Raw genomic sequence first — 14,566 nt, forward strand, 5'->3', positions numbered from 1 at the left:
TCAGAACTCGATTCGCAGTCGGTCGGATGTGGGATGTGCCTGACAACCCAGGATGTAGCCGTCCTCGATGTCCTCGGGGTCGAGCGCACCGTCGTTGTCCATCTCGACGCTACCCTCGGTCAACGTGCAGGCGCACGAGCCGCATTCGCCCTCCTGGCAGGAGTACGGGGCGTCGAGCCCTGCGTCGAGCATGATGTCGATGAGCGACCGGCTGCGCGGCCAGGTCAGTTCGTGTGTCTCGCCGTCGAGTTCGACCTCGACGACGGCGGCCGCGGCCTGCTCGTCGGCCGAGACCTCGGCGAGCTCGTGGTCGGCGAAGGGGTCGCCCGACAGGGAGTTGTAGACCTCGGTGTGGACGTCATGGTGGGCGAACCCGGCGGTGTCGAGCGCGCGGTGCACCGCGTCCATGAACGGTCCAGGACCGCACATGTATGCGATGTGTCCGGCGTACGGCGCGAAGATCTCGGCGAGCGCGGAGTCCGACGGCAGGCCCTTCTCGGTTTCGAGCCAGTGGACGACGGTGAGCCGATCGGCGTTCGCGCGGGCGAGTTCGTCGAGTTCGCTCGAGAAGATGACGTCGTCGACGCTGCGGTTGGCATAGAAGAAGACCACCGGAACGGTCGACGAGGCGAGTGCGGTCTTGAGGATCGACATCACCGGGGTCACACCGCTGCCCGCCGCGATGAGCAGCAGGGGGTCGTCGAGGGTGCGGGGCGTGAACACACCCGACGGGGGCAGCACCTCGATCTGCGTGCCCGCAGCGAGGTTGTCGCACACCCAGTTCGACCCGTAGCCGTCGGCGGTCCGCTTGACCGTGACCTTCGGCAGAGTGTCCGTTGCGGGCGAGGAAGCCAGTGAGTAGCAGCGCGCCACGGAGCCGGTCTGGTCGCTGGGGATGCGCAGTGTGAGGAACTGGCCGGGTTTGTAGTCGGTGAAGGCGTCCTTGTGCTCGTCAGGGATCTCGAACACGATCGAGCGTGCATCGGCGGTCTCGTCGATCACGTCGGCCACGGTCAGGATCACGCTCCGTGATCCGTGCGGGGTCAGTTCTGCCATCTCGCGGACTCTCCTGCGTTCTGTCGTTCTCGAAGCCGGGCTCGGCCCAAAACGAGAACACGTTCTAGTTGAGCCTAGCGTAGTCGATTGGCCAAGGGTAACGAGTCTGCCGCGAGGCGCACTGAGCAGGACCTAGGAGAACGCGGTGCGCAGGAACTCGTCCCACGCCGCCCACTGTGCGGCGTTCATCTCCGTATGAGAACCGGTACCGAGGACAGTTCGATGATCGACTCCGTTGGCGGTGAAATCGGCCTCGAGTTTGGCGTGCAGCGGAGAGGGGACGGTGAGGTCGAGCGCGTTGAACAGCAACAGCGTCGGCCTGGTGTAACCCGACGTCGGCACAGCCATGTATCGGTTGAGAGAGGCGCGCAGCGCCGGTGATCCCAGCGGTTTGGCGAGCAGGCTGCCGAATGCCGTCCCCGCGGGCACCTCGGGTGCCGGGCATCCGTTGCCGACCTTGTCGACGAGACTGCGGCCGTACGGCGACAGGTAACTGTTGACGTCGACGCCGGGGTCGGCCACGCGATTGCCCGCGAGAACCCCGAGCAGGTAACCGTATGCCTTCTCCAACACGGCGGGAGCCGGCGGCACGTACGGGCCGAGGAAGGCCATCACCTTCTCGACATCGGACTCGGGATCGACCGCGATGGCGCCGCGGAAGTCGGAAGGCTTGCCGTACCGGCTCTGCAGGTGCGCAGTGGCGAGAGCGGCGTGCCCGCCCTGAGACGGACCCGCCACGGCCCACTTCTGCGCCAGACGTGGTTCGACGCTGCGCGCGGCGTTCAGCAGGTCGATGGTGGCCGCGCCCTCGCTGTTGATGTCGAGGTAGGGATGGACGCCGGTGTGGAAGCGTCCGAGTCCCACGTAGTCGGGCGCAACGACCGCGTAGCCCGAGGACAACAGACGGGAGACGAACCTGTCCGGCTTGGCGTCCGCATTGCTCTGGCCCCCGCAGCCCGGCCCGTAACCGGAGGTGCCGTGGGTGTAGGCCACAACGGGCCAGCCTCCCGCGGGTGGTGTGCCTGCAGGCAGCAGCAGGCCGCCACTGGCAGGTACGGCCTTGCCGTCGGCGCCGCGCGTCCAGTAGTCGATGGCGACGCCGTGGGCGGCGCCACGCCACCCGTCCGGGCGGGGCTGTGTGTCGATGATCGTTCCGGCGGTACCGGATTCGGTCGCGGCGGGTGCTGCAGCGGTGGGTGCTTGAGCAGGGGGAGCGGCGTCGGCGAGCGGCGCCGTCAACGCCAGGCTCAGCGTAGCGGTGGCCGCGGCGAGCGCCGCTCTGGTGGATACGGCGACTCTCACGACTGCAACCTCCGGAAGAACGGTGAATTGTTAGGCCAGCGCAGAATACGTCGACCGTGTCGCAGAAACACGTGTTTCTGACAGATGCACGCGAAGCTTTGGTCGCGTCCGTCAGAAACACGTGTATTTGCGCAGGGTGTTGCTCAGTGCAGCGCGCCCAGGCCGTCGGCGAGAGTCGCGCAGCCCGACACGATCAGCGCGTTCAGGTCGGAGTCGGGGTGTGCGAGCCACTGCTCGTACGCGGCGAGGGTGGTGCCCAGGCACATCCAGCCGATGGTCTGCGGCACGTGCTCTTCGACGTCGAGTCCCATTCTGCGGGCGCAGAATTCGGCAACCACCTGACGCCACTCGGCGTACATCAACATGGAATATGCCTGCAGTGCGGGTACTCCGAGGAGCAGGGCCATGCGGCGACGATGGTGTTCGAGATAGTCGTCGTCGACGGCGTTGAAGGACACGAGGGCGTCGGTCAACGCCTGTGCAATAGGGAGGTCTGCGGGGATCTCCGAGAGCAGTGTGCGCATCTCGTCGAGGTGGGCGTCGAAATCGCCCCAGCAGATCGCATTCTTCGACGGGTAGTAGCGGAACAGTGTGCGTCTCGCGATGCCTGCGGCGTCGGCGATGTCGTCGACGCTGGTGTTCTCGAAGCCCGCCTCGGTGAACATGTCGATGGCGATGGTGCTGATCTCATCTCGGGTGGTGATGGGCCTGCGGCCGGGCGATGCCGAGGATCTGTGCTGCGTCGAGGTGACGGGGTCCGAAGGGTTCATCCTCACCTGTCCATCTGGCTAGTTTCCGCGTTCGGGTGTTTTCCTGCACCCGGTGCCATTATAGTGTTGCGTGATCCACTTCACTTCACCAACACAAGGAGGTTTGGATCATGGCAGATCAGTCAGCCAAGTCTGCTCAGGACGTGTCGGCCACCACCGGGATTCCGGCGGATGTCGACGCTGAGCTCGTGGGCGAATCGCTCGTCGAAGAGGTCTCGATCGACGGGATGTGCGGGGTCTACTGATGTCCGCACCGACATCGCTTCCGGTCACCGGTGGTCGCGACGCGGCCACCGGTGATCCGGTCGCCTCCCAGACCGCCCCAGCGTCCAGCACCGACACAGCGTCCGCTACCGGGTCAGGGCCCGCCACCGACTCGTCGTCGATACGTGAGGCTTTCGATTCGACGCAGGCGTGGCAGCTCAATCCCAAGGTCGCACTGCGTCCCGAGCCGTTCGGTGCGCTGCTGTACCACTTCGGGACGCGCAAGCTCTCGTTCCTCAAGAATCTCACGGTGGTCGGCATCGTCGAATCCCTGCGCGATCATGACAGCGCCGACGACGCGCTCGCGGCAGCGGGTATCGACACCGCCCAGCGTCCGCTCTATGTACAGGCGCTCGACGCGCTCGCCGCGTCGGAGATGATCTGTCGTCGCGCAGCCTGAGCAGGAGCCGGGCATCGGTAGGAGTCAGCCCCCTCGCGACCGTTCGTCCGCGCACGCTCCCTCGTCCACAGCAAGCTTCAAGGAGTTCCCATGACGACACTCGAGTTGCCCCCAACCGCAACCGAACTCGCAGCCACGTCCGCGGTGGCGACGTCTGCCGCGCCGCCCAAGGTCGGGCGCCTCGTCGACCAGTTCGAGAAAGGTCTCGACGCACCGATCTGCCTCACCTGGGAGCTGACGTACGCGTGCAACCTGGCCTGTGTGCACTGCCTGTCGTCGTCCGGCAAGCGTGATCCGCGTGAGCTCTCGACCGAGCAGTGCAAGGCGATCATCGACGAGTTGCAGCGCATGCAGGTGTTCTACGTGAACATCGGCGGCGGCGAACCGACCGTTCGCTCCGATTTCTGGGAACTCGTCGACTACGCCACCAGTCATCAGGTGGGAGTCAAGTTCTCCACCAATGGTTTACGGATCGACAAGGCGGTCGCGCAGCGTCTGGCGGCTTCGGATTACGTCGACGTGCAGATCTCGCTCGACGGCGCCACCGCAGAGGTCAACGACGCCGTGCGCGGTCCCGGCTCGTTCGACATGGCGGTACGTGCGCTCGAGAACCTCTCGGAGGCCGGGTTCCGTGACGCGAAGATCAGCGTCGTGATGACCCGCCAGAATGTCGCACAGCTCGACGAGTTCAAGGCACTTGCCGATCGCTACGGCGCCACGCTGCGGATCACCCGGCTGCGTCCCTCCGGCCGTGGCGCCGACGTCTGGGATGATCTGCACCCGCTGCCGTCGCAGCAGCGTGAACTCTACGAATGGCTTGTGGCACACGGCGAGAACGTGCTCACCGGCGACTCGTTCTTCCATTTGTCCGCGTTCGGTTCAGGAAACGGCGGAGGACTCCCCGGACTCAACCTGTGCGGTGCCGGTCGCGTCGTCTGTCTCATCGATCCGGTCGGGGACGTCTACGCGTGCCCGTTCGCGATCCACGAGAACTTCCTCGCGGGAAACATCGTGTCCGACGGTGGCTTCTCTGAGATCTGGCAGAACTCCGAGCTGTTCACCGAACTGCGTGAGCCGCAGAACGCCGGAGCGTGTACCAAGTGCGCCCACTTCGACGCCTGCCGCGGCGGTTGCATGGCAGCCAAGTTCTTCACCGGACTACCGCTCGCGGGACCCGACCCCGAATGTGTGCAGGGCTTCGGTGAGGAGTTGCTGGCAGGCGAACGAACCACACCGACTGCGAACAAGGATCATTCGCGCGGAACCCCGCTCACGCTGATGACCAGACAGCCCGACGGGGACCTCGCCCCGGTCGGCGGCCCGCCGTCGAAGAACTGCGACGAGAACCCGCTCGCCGGGTTCACGCTCTGACAACCCAACACGAGCACGTGCACCGCCCGGTCAGACACCGGGCTTGTCCGAACGTGCCCGCGGCAGAATGAAATAGGTAGGAACAGACACCATGGTCACCAATCCCTGGGCGCGTAACCCCTGGTTCGAGACCGTCCACGAGGCGCAGCGTCGAGCGAAGAAGCGACTGCCCAAGTCGGTCTACTCGTCGTTGATCGCCGGCACGCAGGGCGGCCACACCACCCGCGACAACGTCGAGGCGTTCGACGAGATCGAGTACACGCCGCACGTCGTGGGGGCGCAGCCCGATCGCGAACTGTCGACGACGGTGATGGGGCAGGACCTGTCGTTTCCGGTGATGATCTCGCCGACGGGCGTGCAGGCCGTCGACCCCGACGGCGAGGTCGCGGTGGCGCGGGCTGCCGCCGCTCGGGGCACCGCAATGGGGTTGAGCAGCTTCGCCTCTCATCCGATCGAAGAGGTCACCGCGGTCAACGACAAGATCTTCTTCCAGATCTACTGGCTCGGTTCCCGCGACGACATCCTCGCCCGTGCGATGCGTGCGAAAGAGGCCGGCGCCAAGGGACTCATCGTGACCACCGACTGGGTGTTCAACATCGGTCGTGACTGGGGTAGCCCGGAGATCCCGGAGAAGGTCGACTTCAAGGCGTTGCTGCGTCTCGCACCCGAGATCGCGGTCAAGCCGCGATACGCGCTCGACTGGATCCAGGACGGCAAGATCATCATCCCCGACCTCACCGCGCCCAACGTCTCCAAGGGCAAGGGTCAGCCCGGCCCGACCTTCTTCGGTGCCTACGGCGAGTGGATGAACACCCCGCCGCCCACCTGGGACGATCTGCAGTGGCTCCGCGAGCAGTGGGGCGGACCGTTCATGGTCAAGGGCGTCACGCGACTCGACGACGCCAAGCGCGCTGTCGACATCGGTGCAACCGCGCTCTCGGTGTCCAACCACGGCGGCAACAACCTCGACGGCACCCCCGCCACCATCCGACTCCTGCCGGGTATCGCCGACGCCGTCGGCGACCAGATCGAGGTGCTCCTCGACGGTGGCATCCGACGCGGCAGCGACGTCGCCAAGGCCGTCGCCCTGGGCGCCCGTGCGGTGATGATCGGCCGCGCATACCTCTGGGGACTCGCCGCGAACGGCCAGGCGGGCGTCGAGAACGTCCTCGACCTGCTCCGCATGGGACTCGACGGTGTCGTGATGGGCTTGGGCCACAAGAGCGTTCACGAGCTGTCGCGTGATGATCTGATCATCCCCGACGGCTTCGAGCGGTCGTTCGGCGACGCCTGAACCCGCAGAGCGCACGGCCGCGATGTCGACCGTGCGCTCTGCGGCGTCGACTGTGCGTCGCTCAGCGTCGATCGTACGTTTCGGGGTGTCGAGTGGCGCGCAGAAAGTGGGGAAAGGACTCTTCCGCGGGTTTTGGGCGCTCCCGCTGGAAGTAGCGCGCGGAAACGTACGAAAGTAGGGGAAGGGATTCTTCCGCGGGTTTTGGGCGCTTCGCCTAGAAGTAGCGCGCGGAAACGTACGAAACTAGCGGATAGGTACTGCCGCGGGAGCGAATCCCGGTGCCGTCAGACCTTCGAGTTGCCCATGTCGATCTGGAACTGCGCGCCGGTGACGGCGCGGGCGGCGGGCGACGTCAGGTACAGCACTGCGTCGGTGATGTCGTCGGTGGAGGCGACGGGGAAGTGGTCCATCATCGAGATGAAGTAGCGCGTGTACTCGCCCATCTCGAAGATCCGCATGGCTGAGGTGTCCGCGACGCCCATCGGGGTGTCGACCGCGTACGGATGCACGGAATTGACGCGAATGTTCTTGGGCGCCAACTCTTTCGACGTTGTCTGCGCCAGTCCGGTCAGCGCGTACTTCGACGCAGAGTATGCGGCCTGCATCGGCATGGCCTTGAGGCCCGCGACCGACGAGATGACCACGATCGACCGGTTGTCGGCCTCGGTTGCCAGCAGTGCGGGAATGGTGGCGCGCAGCGTCTTCCACGTACCCGTCACGTTGACGTCGAGAACATCGGTGAACTGCTGCTCTGGCAGCTCCCACGTGAATCCCCATGACAGGATGCCCGCGTTGGCGACGACGTGGTCGAGTCGGCCGAACTGCTCGACACCGTCGGCGACGAGTTGCTCCTGGAAGGCCAGATCACGCGTATCACCCTGCCGGGCAAGGATTTTACCGCCGACTTCTTCGACGAGCCGCACGGTCTCGGCGAGGTCGGCCTCGGTTGCCGCGGGGTAGGTGATGTAGTCGGCGACGGTATCGGCGATGTCGAGGCCGATGATCGACGCGCCCTCACGCGCGAAACGGATGGCGTGGTTGCGGCCCTGACCGCGCGCGATACCCGTGATGTAGACGACTGTGCCGTCGAACTGTCCCATGGGCAGAACTGTAACACGTTCTAGTTATTGCACGCGGCCAGTCCGGTCGGGTTCAGTCCGTCCACACCGCGGCGGCGTCGACGGCTTCGCGGTCGGGTCCCCGCGGAGTGGACGGAGCCGTACGAGAGAAGCGCGGGGCCGCCTGCGCCTGGCGCACACCGTCGATCTCCACGAGGTTGGCGCGGGCGGACATGTGCGGATCGTCGGGCGCCTCGGCGAACGTGAGGACCGGCGAGACACAGGCATCGGTGCCCTCGAAGACCTTCGCCCACTCGTCGCGGGTCCGTGAGGCGAACGTCTCGGTGAAGATCTCCCTCAGACGAGGCCACTCGGCGACGTCGTTCTGTCCGGGCAGATCGGCATCGGTCAGGCCGAGGCCGCGCAGCAGCTCCGCGTAGAACTGCGGCTCGATGGCTCCGACGGCCATGTACCTGCCGTCCGACGTCTCGTAGACCTCGTAATAGGGCGCACCGGTGTCGAGCATGTTGGTGCCGCGTTCGTCGCTCCACAAACCGGTTCCGCGGAAAGCCCAGATCATCTGTCCCAGAACGGATGCGCCGTCGACCATGGCGGCGTCGACCACCTGTCCGCGTCCCGACGACGCTCGCTCGACGAGTGCCGAGAGCACGCCCATGACCAGGAACATCGATCCGCCACCGAAATCGCCGACGAGATTCATCGGAGGAACCGGGCGTTCACCTGCGCGACCGATCGCATGCAGCATGCCGGTGAGTGAGATGTAGTTGATGTCGTGGCCCGCCTGCGGCGCGCGCGGACCGGTCTGGCCCCAGCCGGTCATCCGCCCGTAGACCAGTCGCTCGTTGACAGCCTCGAGGTCGGAGGGGCCGAACCCGAGGCGCTCCATGACGCCGGGACGAAAACCCTCGAGAAGTACATCGGCCTTCCCGATGAGACGCATGATCTGCTCTCGATCAGCAGGGTCTTTGAGGTTGGCCTCGACGACACGCCGTCCGCGAAGGAGTGCATCGGCATTACGGGCGGGATCGGGGAGCTGTCCCGGACGCTGGATTCTGACCACATCGGCACCGAGATCGGCGAGCATCATCGCCGCGTGCGGACCCGGCCCGATGCCCGCGAACTCGACGACCCGTATCCCGTTCAGCGGACCACCTGTACCAACGCTTTTCGACGATGCGCCAGTGCCCGACCCGTCGGCCGTGTCGGAGGTCGACGATGCGCTCATGGAGTTCCTCCCGCTCGAAGTGGTGCGGCCGACCCGTGTGGCGGCCGTCACGTCCACGCATCAGCATGCCATACCGAGCGATCGTTCGGCTGCGCCGGGGGCGATCGTTCGGCTCCGCCGGGGGCGATCATTCGACCTCGTCGTGGTACGCGAAGAAATAGGTACACAAAGTTTTCCCCGGCGGTTACCTCACGCGCTGCACATCGGTAAAGTCGACCCAATGACGCGTCCGGCGACTTTGAGTTCGTGCACTTGGCCGGAATTGGACCACTCTGCGGCAACACTCCTGGTCGCGGTCGGATCCCTCGAGCAACACGGACCGCATCTGCCGCTGGATACCGACACCCGCATCGCGAGCGCCGTGGTCGCCCGGGTTCACGCCGACCTCGGCGACGCGTCGACACTCATCGCACCGCCACTGGGGTATGGGGCCAGCGGCGAGCACGAGGGCTTTCCGGGAACCATCTCGCTCGGCCACGACGCCCTCCGCAACGTCCTCGTCGAATACGGGCGCAGCGCGTGTCGGTGGGCGCGGCGCATCGTGTTCGTCAACGGCCACGGCGGCAACGCGACCACGCTGGTCGACGCAGTCGGTCTGCTCCGCTATGAGGGCCGCGACGTCGCGTGGTACCCGTGCGCCTTCGACGGTGCCGACGCGCACGCAGGGTCTACGGAAACATCAGTGCTGCTGCATATTTCACCAGACTCGGTGCGCTCCGACGACATGGTTGTCGGTAACCGCGCACCCATTGCGACGCTGTTGTCGGCGATGCGCGAAGGCGGCGTGGCGTCGGTGAGCGCCAACGGCGTACTGGGTGATCCGACCACCGCGTCGGCCGCTGACGGCGCAGCGCTGGTCGACGGGCTGGTGACCCGCCTGGGGGAAGCGATCCGACGGTGGAATGTCGCCGAGAACGGGCTGCTGCGATGAACGCGCCCACCGATACGCCGCCCGCGGTCACACCGAGCCGTGAGCTGCCGAACGGGTTCCAGGTCCAGATCGACTTGCGATGTGCCCGGCACGGGGATCTGCGCTACCTCGTCGGCGGCTCGCCCACCCGCATGATGAGATTGTCAGACACGGCCCTGGGAATGACATCGATGGACGGTCGGATCGAGGTGTGCGACGGTCCGACACGGGCGCTCGCCCGCCGCCTCCTCGACGCCGGAATGGCCAACCCACGCCCTATGCACGGGCCATCGACCGACGACGTCACGATCGTTGTTCCTGTGCGCGACAACCAATCCGGAATTGACCGTCTGCTGCGTGCAACGCGCGGGATCAAGGTGATCGTCGTCGACGACGGGTCGCTGACCCCGATCGTCGCGCAGGGGCCGATGGTGCGCGTGGTGCGTTTCGAGCAGAACCGCGGGCCGGCCGCGGCACGAAATGCCGGAGCCGCTGCCGCCGATACCGAGTTCATCGCCTTCGTGGATTCTGACGTGGTGCCACACAGCGACTGGCTGATGATGCTGCTCGGTCACTTCTCCGATCCCACGGTGGCGATCGCGGCACCGCGCATCGTCGGACTCGATCGCACGGGCGCGCGACACGATCATCGCAAGCGGTCACTCGCCGAGCGGTACGAGAACGGACACTCGTCACTCGACATGGGCCCCAGTGAGGCGGGCGTCGTACCGGGGACCCCGATCGCCTACGTACCCAGCGCCGCGATGTTGGTGCGCGCCAGCGCGTTCGAAGGTTTCGACGAATCGCTGCGGGTGGCCGAGGACGTCGACCTGTGCTGGCGCACGCACGAGAGTGGCTGGCGCATCCGCTACGACCCGATCGCGACTGTCGCGCACGATCACCGCACCACCATGCGCACCGTGCTCGGTCGGAGACGGTTCTACGGAACCGGTGCGGCGTTCCTCGCCGAGCGGCACGGCGAGTCGGTGGCGCCGGTTGTGATGTCGATGTCGATGGCTGCAGCAGTGGCGGCGTTGCTCACGCACACCAGAATCGGACTGGCGGTTGCCGTGGTGATCCTGCTCCGCGTCGGGCACCGGCTTCGTAGTCGACTCGGCGACCTGCCAGACGCCACCCGTGTCTCGGCGCAGATGACCTCGCGGGCAACGTTCTTCGGCCTACTCCAGGCGGCGGGTGCGGTCTGTCGCCACTACTGGCCCGTGGCGTTGCTGCTTGCTTTGATCTCGCCGAGGTTTCGACGAATCGTCATCGAGATCGCCGTCGCAGAAGGAATCGTCGAGTGGATTCGTTCCGTGGTCGCCGAGCCGGCGGTGGCCCCGACCATCGGTCCGTTCGGTTATCTGCTGTGTCGACGACTCGACGATCTCGCCTATGGCGCGGGGCTGTGGCAGGGCGTGCTCGCGCATCGCGATGCCGCTGCACTGCGCCCCGTGCTGACTCCGTGACGGCGTCGACATCGTCTGTGCCGTGCCCACACCGATCGGAGGCGAAGACGTCATCGACGCCGTGATCGTCGGTGCGGGCAGCGCCGGGTGTGTGCTCGCGGAGCGATTGTCGCGTGACGATGAACGCTCGGTGCTCTTACTCGAACAAGGCTCCGGTAACCGGCCCGACGCGCACACCCTCGACCTGGGGACGCTCCCGATCTCCGACGGCGAACCCTACGTCACCCACTACCGCGGGTCGTCTGCATTGTCGATAGTGCGGGGGCGCGGGCTCGGCGGGTCGTCGACGGTGAACGGCGCCTACTTCATGCGATGGCATCGCGACGACTTCGATTCCTGGCGGGGTCAATGGACACTCGGCGCGATCGACAAGGCGTACGCGGAGATCGAGCAGCGGATGGAAGCGGCCCCCTACCGTGACCTCGATCTCGCCGACACCGCTATCGCATTCGAGAAATATTGGGGCACAGTCTATTCCTCCAGGAATATCGACGATCCGTGGCCGACGGTCGGGGTGAACAGGGTTCGGTCGAACAGCGTCGACGGGCGCCGACGGACAGCAGCCGACGCCTACCTGCGCTCTCATCTGGATCGTCGCAACCTGCGGGTGCGCTCAGGTGCGCGGGTCGAGAAGGTTGTTCTGGCGGGCGGGCGTGCTCACGGCGTGGTGTGCAACGGCGAAAAGATCCGCGCAGGAGAGGTGATCCTGTGCGCTGGGACGCTGGGTACCACGGAGTTGCTGCTGCGATCGCAGATCGCGGGCGGGCGTATCGAGGTGCACGAGCATCGAGAAGTGCTTGTCGGCTATCGCCGTCGCGAACAGATCACGCGCGGTCCCTTGCTGCCGACGGTAGTGCACACCGACGACGGCCTCGAGATCCGCTGCTACCGGGATGATTTCGCGCGATACATCCGTGGTCTGGGGCAGTCGGGGCCCGCCGTCGGGATTGCCGCGATGCGACCGGCCGCGCCGGGTTCGGTGTACCTCGACAGCAGCGGAGGTCTCGTCGTTCGACTCGAGCCCCCCGACGACGAGGTGCGCGACCGACTGTCGCGTACCGCGGACGAGGTGGTCGAGATGCTGGGGTCGCCGATGTTCTCCGACATGGTGGAGTCGGGATCGGTCGGGATTGATCCCGTGCTACGTACGTCGCAGCACGCATGGGGATCCATGCCGATGGGTGAGCGCACCGACTGGCTGGGTGGAGTGCTCGGCATACAGAATCTGCGGATCGTCGACGGCTCCATCCTGCCGACCGCTGGTCGCAGTGGGCCACATGCCACCACGATGATGGTGGCGGCGGTGATCGCACACGCACTCGCAACGACCTGAGGATTGGTCTCTGCGGGGCTGGTGCGGTCGCGCGGATGCGCGGATGCGCGCACGATGTCCGTATGAGTCGAGCAAACATGGGATGTTAGGATGTCTTCATGTCCGACGTGATCGCGCACCCGAGGCGCACCAGTGAACTGGTGGTCGAGCGGATGGAGGGACTCATCCGTGACGGCGTCTGGCCGGTGGGTGGCTGCATCCCGCCCGAACCCGAGCTGGTGAAGCTTTTCGGCGTGGGCCGCAACACTATTCGAGAGGCGGTTCGCGCGCTCGAGCACTCCGGCATGCTCGTTCCGCGACGCGGCGACGGGACCTATGTGCGCAGCGCCAACACGTTCGCCGCTGCGATGACGCGGATGGCGACGTCGGAGATGCTCGACCTGCTGCAGGTGCGTCGTGCGTTGGAGTCCGAGGCGGCTGCAGGTGCCGCACGTGATGCCACGGTCGACGCGAAGCGGGCCCTGCGGGCGGCACTCGACCACGCTGAGGGCATCCTCGCCACCGGCGACATCGCCGCGTATGCGCGCGCCGACATCGATTTTCACACCGAACTCGTTGCGGCGTCGGGCAATCCGCTGTTGATCGAGATCTACTCGGGTGTTCTCGAGGTCATGCACCGCACGCACGCCGACATCGCGGAGCTGTCGGTTGCTGCCAACGCGCACCCGGCAGGGCATCGTGGTGTGGTCGCCGCGATCGACGCCGGCGACGAGCAGGCGGCACGGGCGGCCGTCGTCGACTATCTCGCGGAAGCCGAAGGCGGTGTTCGCCGATGAGCGGGGCGTCACCACCCACATCGTCGGCGCAGGCGTCGATCGCAGAGACCCCGACCGAGCATTCTCTTCGGCAGAATCCCGGTGAATTACGCGGTGCAGCAGCAGTTCTCGCTGCTGTCGGGATCATGCTGGTGGCGGCCAACCTCCGTCCGCCGGTCGTCTCCGTCGCGCCGCTGATCGATGTCATCCGCGCTGATCTCGGATTCTCCGGCGCCATTGCGGGCCTGTTGACAACGCTGCCCGTGCTGTTCTTCGGCCTCACGGCCCCCATCGCGCCTCGGCTGGCGGCCCGGTGGGGGATTGAGCGGACCATCTTCGCGTCGTTGGCGCTGCTCGTCGTCGGAATCCTGTTGCGCTTCATACCCTCTGTCGCGACCCTCTTTCTCGGTTCCGCTGTGCTCGGTGCCGCGATCGGTGTGTGCAACGTGGTACTGCCCGCTCTCATCAAACGCGATTTCGCGCACCGTTCGGGTCTGATGACGGGCCTGTACTCGATGACCCTGTCGGGTGGTGCGGCGGTGACCGCTGCGGTGATGGTGCCGATGGACACTGCGCTGAACGAGAACTGGCGCCTGTCATTGGCGATGTGGGCGCTGTTGGCCGTCGTGGCGATGGTGGTGTGGCTGCCGCAATTGCGTCGTGTCCACACCGTTGCCGTGGGACCGCGCGCGCCAGGCCTCTGGGGCAATCCGATCGCCTGGGCGATCACCGTGTACATGGCGGCGCAGTCATTCATCTTCTACACGTTCAGTGCGTGGCTCCCGCAGTACCTCATCGATCACGGCAGTTCCCCTGCGAGCGCGGGTACGGTGCTGGCGATCGGGCAGGTGGTTGCACTGATCATGTCGCTGGTGGCGCCGATCCTCGCGGGGCGGTTCGCCGATCAGCGTCTGGTGACGCTCGGGTTCCTCGCCATCTGCGCCGCGGGCTTCGTCGGCCTGGTCTCCACCGACCATGCGACGGTGCTCTGGGTGTGCATGGTGATGCTCGGACCGGGTGCGGCCATCAGTCTCGCCCTGCTCTTCATGGTGCTGCGCAGTTCGTCGGCGACCCAGACCGGGCAGGTGTCGGGAATGTCGCAGTCAGTCGGGTACGTCCTCGCCGCTGTGGGTCCGATCGCCATCGGATGGATTCACGACGCGACGGGCTCCTGGTCGCTCGCATTCGGCGTCCTCGCGCTGGCCGTGATCCCGCAGGGACTCGCCACGCTGTTGGCTGCGAAGAACGTACGGATGCCCGCTCACCCCGGCTGACCCCTCGCCGTCGACGTGACCGGTGCCTCATCCGCGCTCGCCCGGGAAGGGGGAGTCTGGGCGTGAG

At 66.2% G+C, this 14,566-nt stretch carries 14 protein-coding genes; 9 read left to right on the forward strand and 5 right to left on the reverse strand.

What is annotated here, in order from left to right; genetic code table 11:
* From GOACH_RS02755 to mftR, 3 genes are all read right to left on the reverse strand, one after another.
* Positions 1 to 1,056, reverse strand: coding sequence for a ferredoxin--NADP reductase (locus GOACH_RS02755; RefSeq protein WP_005170134.1), 1,056 nt, complete (start codon positions 1,054 to 1,056; stop codon positions 1 to 3).
* A gap of 132 nt (positions 1,057 to 1,188) precedes the next feature.
* Positions 1,189 to 2,358 carry an alpha/beta hydrolase family protein gene (locus GOACH_RS02760; RefSeq protein ID WP_005170135.1) on the reverse strand — a complete coding sequence of 390 codons (1,170 nt, stop codon included), beginning with the start codon at positions 2,356 to 2,358 and terminating at the stop codon, positions 1,189 to 1,191.
* Positions 2,359 to 2,501: 143 nt separating this feature from the next.
* Entirely contained in the window at positions 2,502 to 3,128 is a 627-nt protein-coding gene (mftR, locus tag GOACH_RS02765) for a mycofactocin system transcriptional regulator MftR (protein WP_040517502.1), read from the reverse strand.
* Between the two features lie 161 nt (positions 3,129 to 3,289).
* On the opposite strand from mftR, the gene mftA reads away from it, so the two are divergent.
* From mftA to mftD, 4 genes are all read left to right on the forward strand, one after another.
* Positions 3,290 to 3,373: a mycofactocin precursor MftA gene (gene mftA / locus GOACH_RS24155; protein ID WP_245551809.1), complete on the forward strand. Its 84-nt coding sequence runs from the start codon at positions 3,290 to 3,292 to the stop codon at positions 3,371 to 3,373.
* Positions 3,373 to 3,792: a mycofactocin biosynthesis chaperone MftB gene (gene mftB / locus GOACH_RS02770; protein ID WP_005170140.1), complete on the forward strand. Its 420-nt coding sequence runs from the start codon at positions 3,373 to 3,375 to the stop codon at positions 3,790 to 3,792. Before mftA ends, mftB begins: the two co-directional genes overlap by 1 nt.
* Positions 3,793 to 3,882: 90 nt before the next feature.
* Positions 3,883 to 5,163: a mycofactocin radical SAM maturase gene (mftC, locus tag GOACH_RS02775; RefSeq protein ID WP_005170141.1), complete on the forward strand. Its 1,281-nt coding sequence runs from the start codon at positions 3,883 to 3,885 to the stop codon at positions 5,161 to 5,163.
* Between the two features lie 91 nt (positions 5,164 to 5,254).
* Positions 5,255 to 6,457, forward strand: coding sequence for a pre-mycofactocin synthase MftD (mftD, locus tag GOACH_RS02780; RefSeq protein WP_005170143.1), 1,203 nt, complete (start codon positions 5,255 to 5,257; stop codon positions 6,455 to 6,457).
* Between the two features lie 284 nt (positions 6,458 to 6,741).
* On the opposite strand, the gene GOACH_RS02785 is transcribed toward mftD, so the two are convergent.
* Together GOACH_RS02785 and GOACH_RS02790 are read right to left on the reverse strand one after the other, a co-directional pair.
* Positions 6,742 to 7,557 (reverse strand): mycofactocin-coupled SDR family oxidoreductase, encoded by an 816-nt coding sequence (locus GOACH_RS02785; RefSeq protein ID WP_005170146.1) that lies wholly within the window; start codon positions 7,555 to 7,557, stop codon positions 6,742 to 6,744.
* A gap of 52 nt (positions 7,558 to 7,609) precedes the next feature.
* Positions 7,610 to 8,761, reverse strand: coding sequence for a CaiB/BaiF CoA transferase family protein (locus GOACH_RS02790; protein ID WP_005170149.1), 1,152 nt, complete (start codon positions 8,759 to 8,761; stop codon positions 7,610 to 7,612).
* Between the two features lie 220 nt (positions 8,762 to 8,981).
* Between GOACH_RS02790 and mftE the strand changes: the two genes are divergently transcribed.
* From mftE to GOACH_RS02815, 5 genes are all read left to right on the forward strand, one after another.
* Complete coding sequence (gene mftE / locus GOACH_RS02795) at positions 8,982 to 9,692, forward strand: mycofactocin biosynthesis peptidyl-dipeptidase MftE (protein WP_005170150.1); 711 nt, start codon at positions 8,982 to 8,984, stop codon at positions 9,690 to 9,692.
* Entirely contained in the window at positions 9,689 to 11,137 is a 1,449-nt protein-coding gene (mftF, locus tag GOACH_RS02800; RefSeq protein ID WP_005170153.1) for a mycofactocin biosynthesis glycosyltransferase MftF, read from the forward strand. Before mftE ends, mftF begins: the two co-directional genes overlap by 4 nt.
* Positions 11,138 to 11,159: 22 nt before the next feature.
* Entirely contained in the window at positions 11,160 to 12,470 is a 1,311-nt protein-coding gene (gene mftG, locus GOACH_RS02805) for a mycofactocin system GMC family oxidoreductase MftG (RefSeq protein WP_005170155.1), read from the forward strand.
* A gap of 98 nt (positions 12,471 to 12,568) precedes the next feature.
* Positions 12,569 to 13,246 (forward strand): FadR/GntR family transcriptional regulator, encoded by a 678-nt coding sequence (locus GOACH_RS02810; protein ID WP_005170157.1) that lies wholly within the window; start codon positions 12,569 to 12,571, stop codon positions 13,244 to 13,246.
* Positions 13,243 to 14,499, forward strand: coding sequence for a CynX/NimT family MFS transporter (locus GOACH_RS02815; protein ID WP_005170159.1), 1,257 nt, complete (start codon positions 13,243 to 13,245; stop codon positions 14,497 to 14,499). The genes GOACH_RS02810 and GOACH_RS02815 overlap by 4 nt, the downstream gene beginning before the upstream one ends.
* Positions 14,500 to 14,566 lie beyond the last annotated feature (67 nt).

It is taken from the genome of Gordonia aichiensis NBRC 108223, from assembly GCF_000332975.1.
Lineage (GTDB): Bacteria > Actinomycetota > Actinomycetes > Mycobacteriales > Mycobacteriaceae > Gordonia > Gordonia aichiensis.

Coding starts and splice junctions, on each gene's coding strand:
- GOACH_RS02755 (WP_005170134.1), bottom strand. CDS start 1,056: ATGGCAGAACTGACCCCGCACGGATCACGGAGCGTGATCCTGACCGTG.
- mftR (WP_040517502.1), bottom strand. CDS start 3,128: ATGAACCCTTCGGACCCCGTCACCTCGACGCAGCACAGATCCTCGGCA.
- mftB (WP_005170140.1), top strand. CDS start 3,373: ATGTCCGCACCGACATCGCTTCCGGTCACCGGTGGTCGCGACGCGGCC.
- mftC (WP_005170141.1), top strand. CDS start 3,883: ATGACGACACTCGAGTTGCCCCCAACCGCAACCGAACTCGCAGCCACG.
- mftD (WP_005170143.1), top strand. CDS start 5,255: ATGGTCACCAATCCCTGGGCGCGTAACCCCTGGTTCGAGACCGTCCAC.
- GOACH_RS02785 (WP_005170146.1), bottom strand. CDS start 7,557: ATGGGACAGTTCGACGGCACAGTCGTCTACATCACGGGTATCGCGCGC.
- GOACH_RS02790 (WP_005170149.1), bottom strand. CDS start 8,761: ATGAGCGCATCGTCGACCTCCGACACGGCCGACGGGTCGGGCACTGGC.
- mftE (WP_005170150.1), top strand. CDS start 8,982: ATGACGCGTCCGGCGACTTTGAGTTCGTGCACTTGGCCGGAATTGGAC.
- mftF (WP_005170153.1), top strand. CDS start 9,689: ATGAACGCGCCCACCGATACGCCGCCCGCGGTCACACCGAGCCGTGAG.
- GOACH_RS02810 (WP_005170157.1), top strand. CDS start 12,569: ATGTCCGACGTGATCGCGCACCCGAGGCGCACCAGTGAACTGGTGGTC.
- GOACH_RS02815 (WP_005170159.1), top strand. CDS start 13,243: ATGAGCGGGGCGTCACCACCCACATCGTCGGCGCAGGCGTCGATCGCA.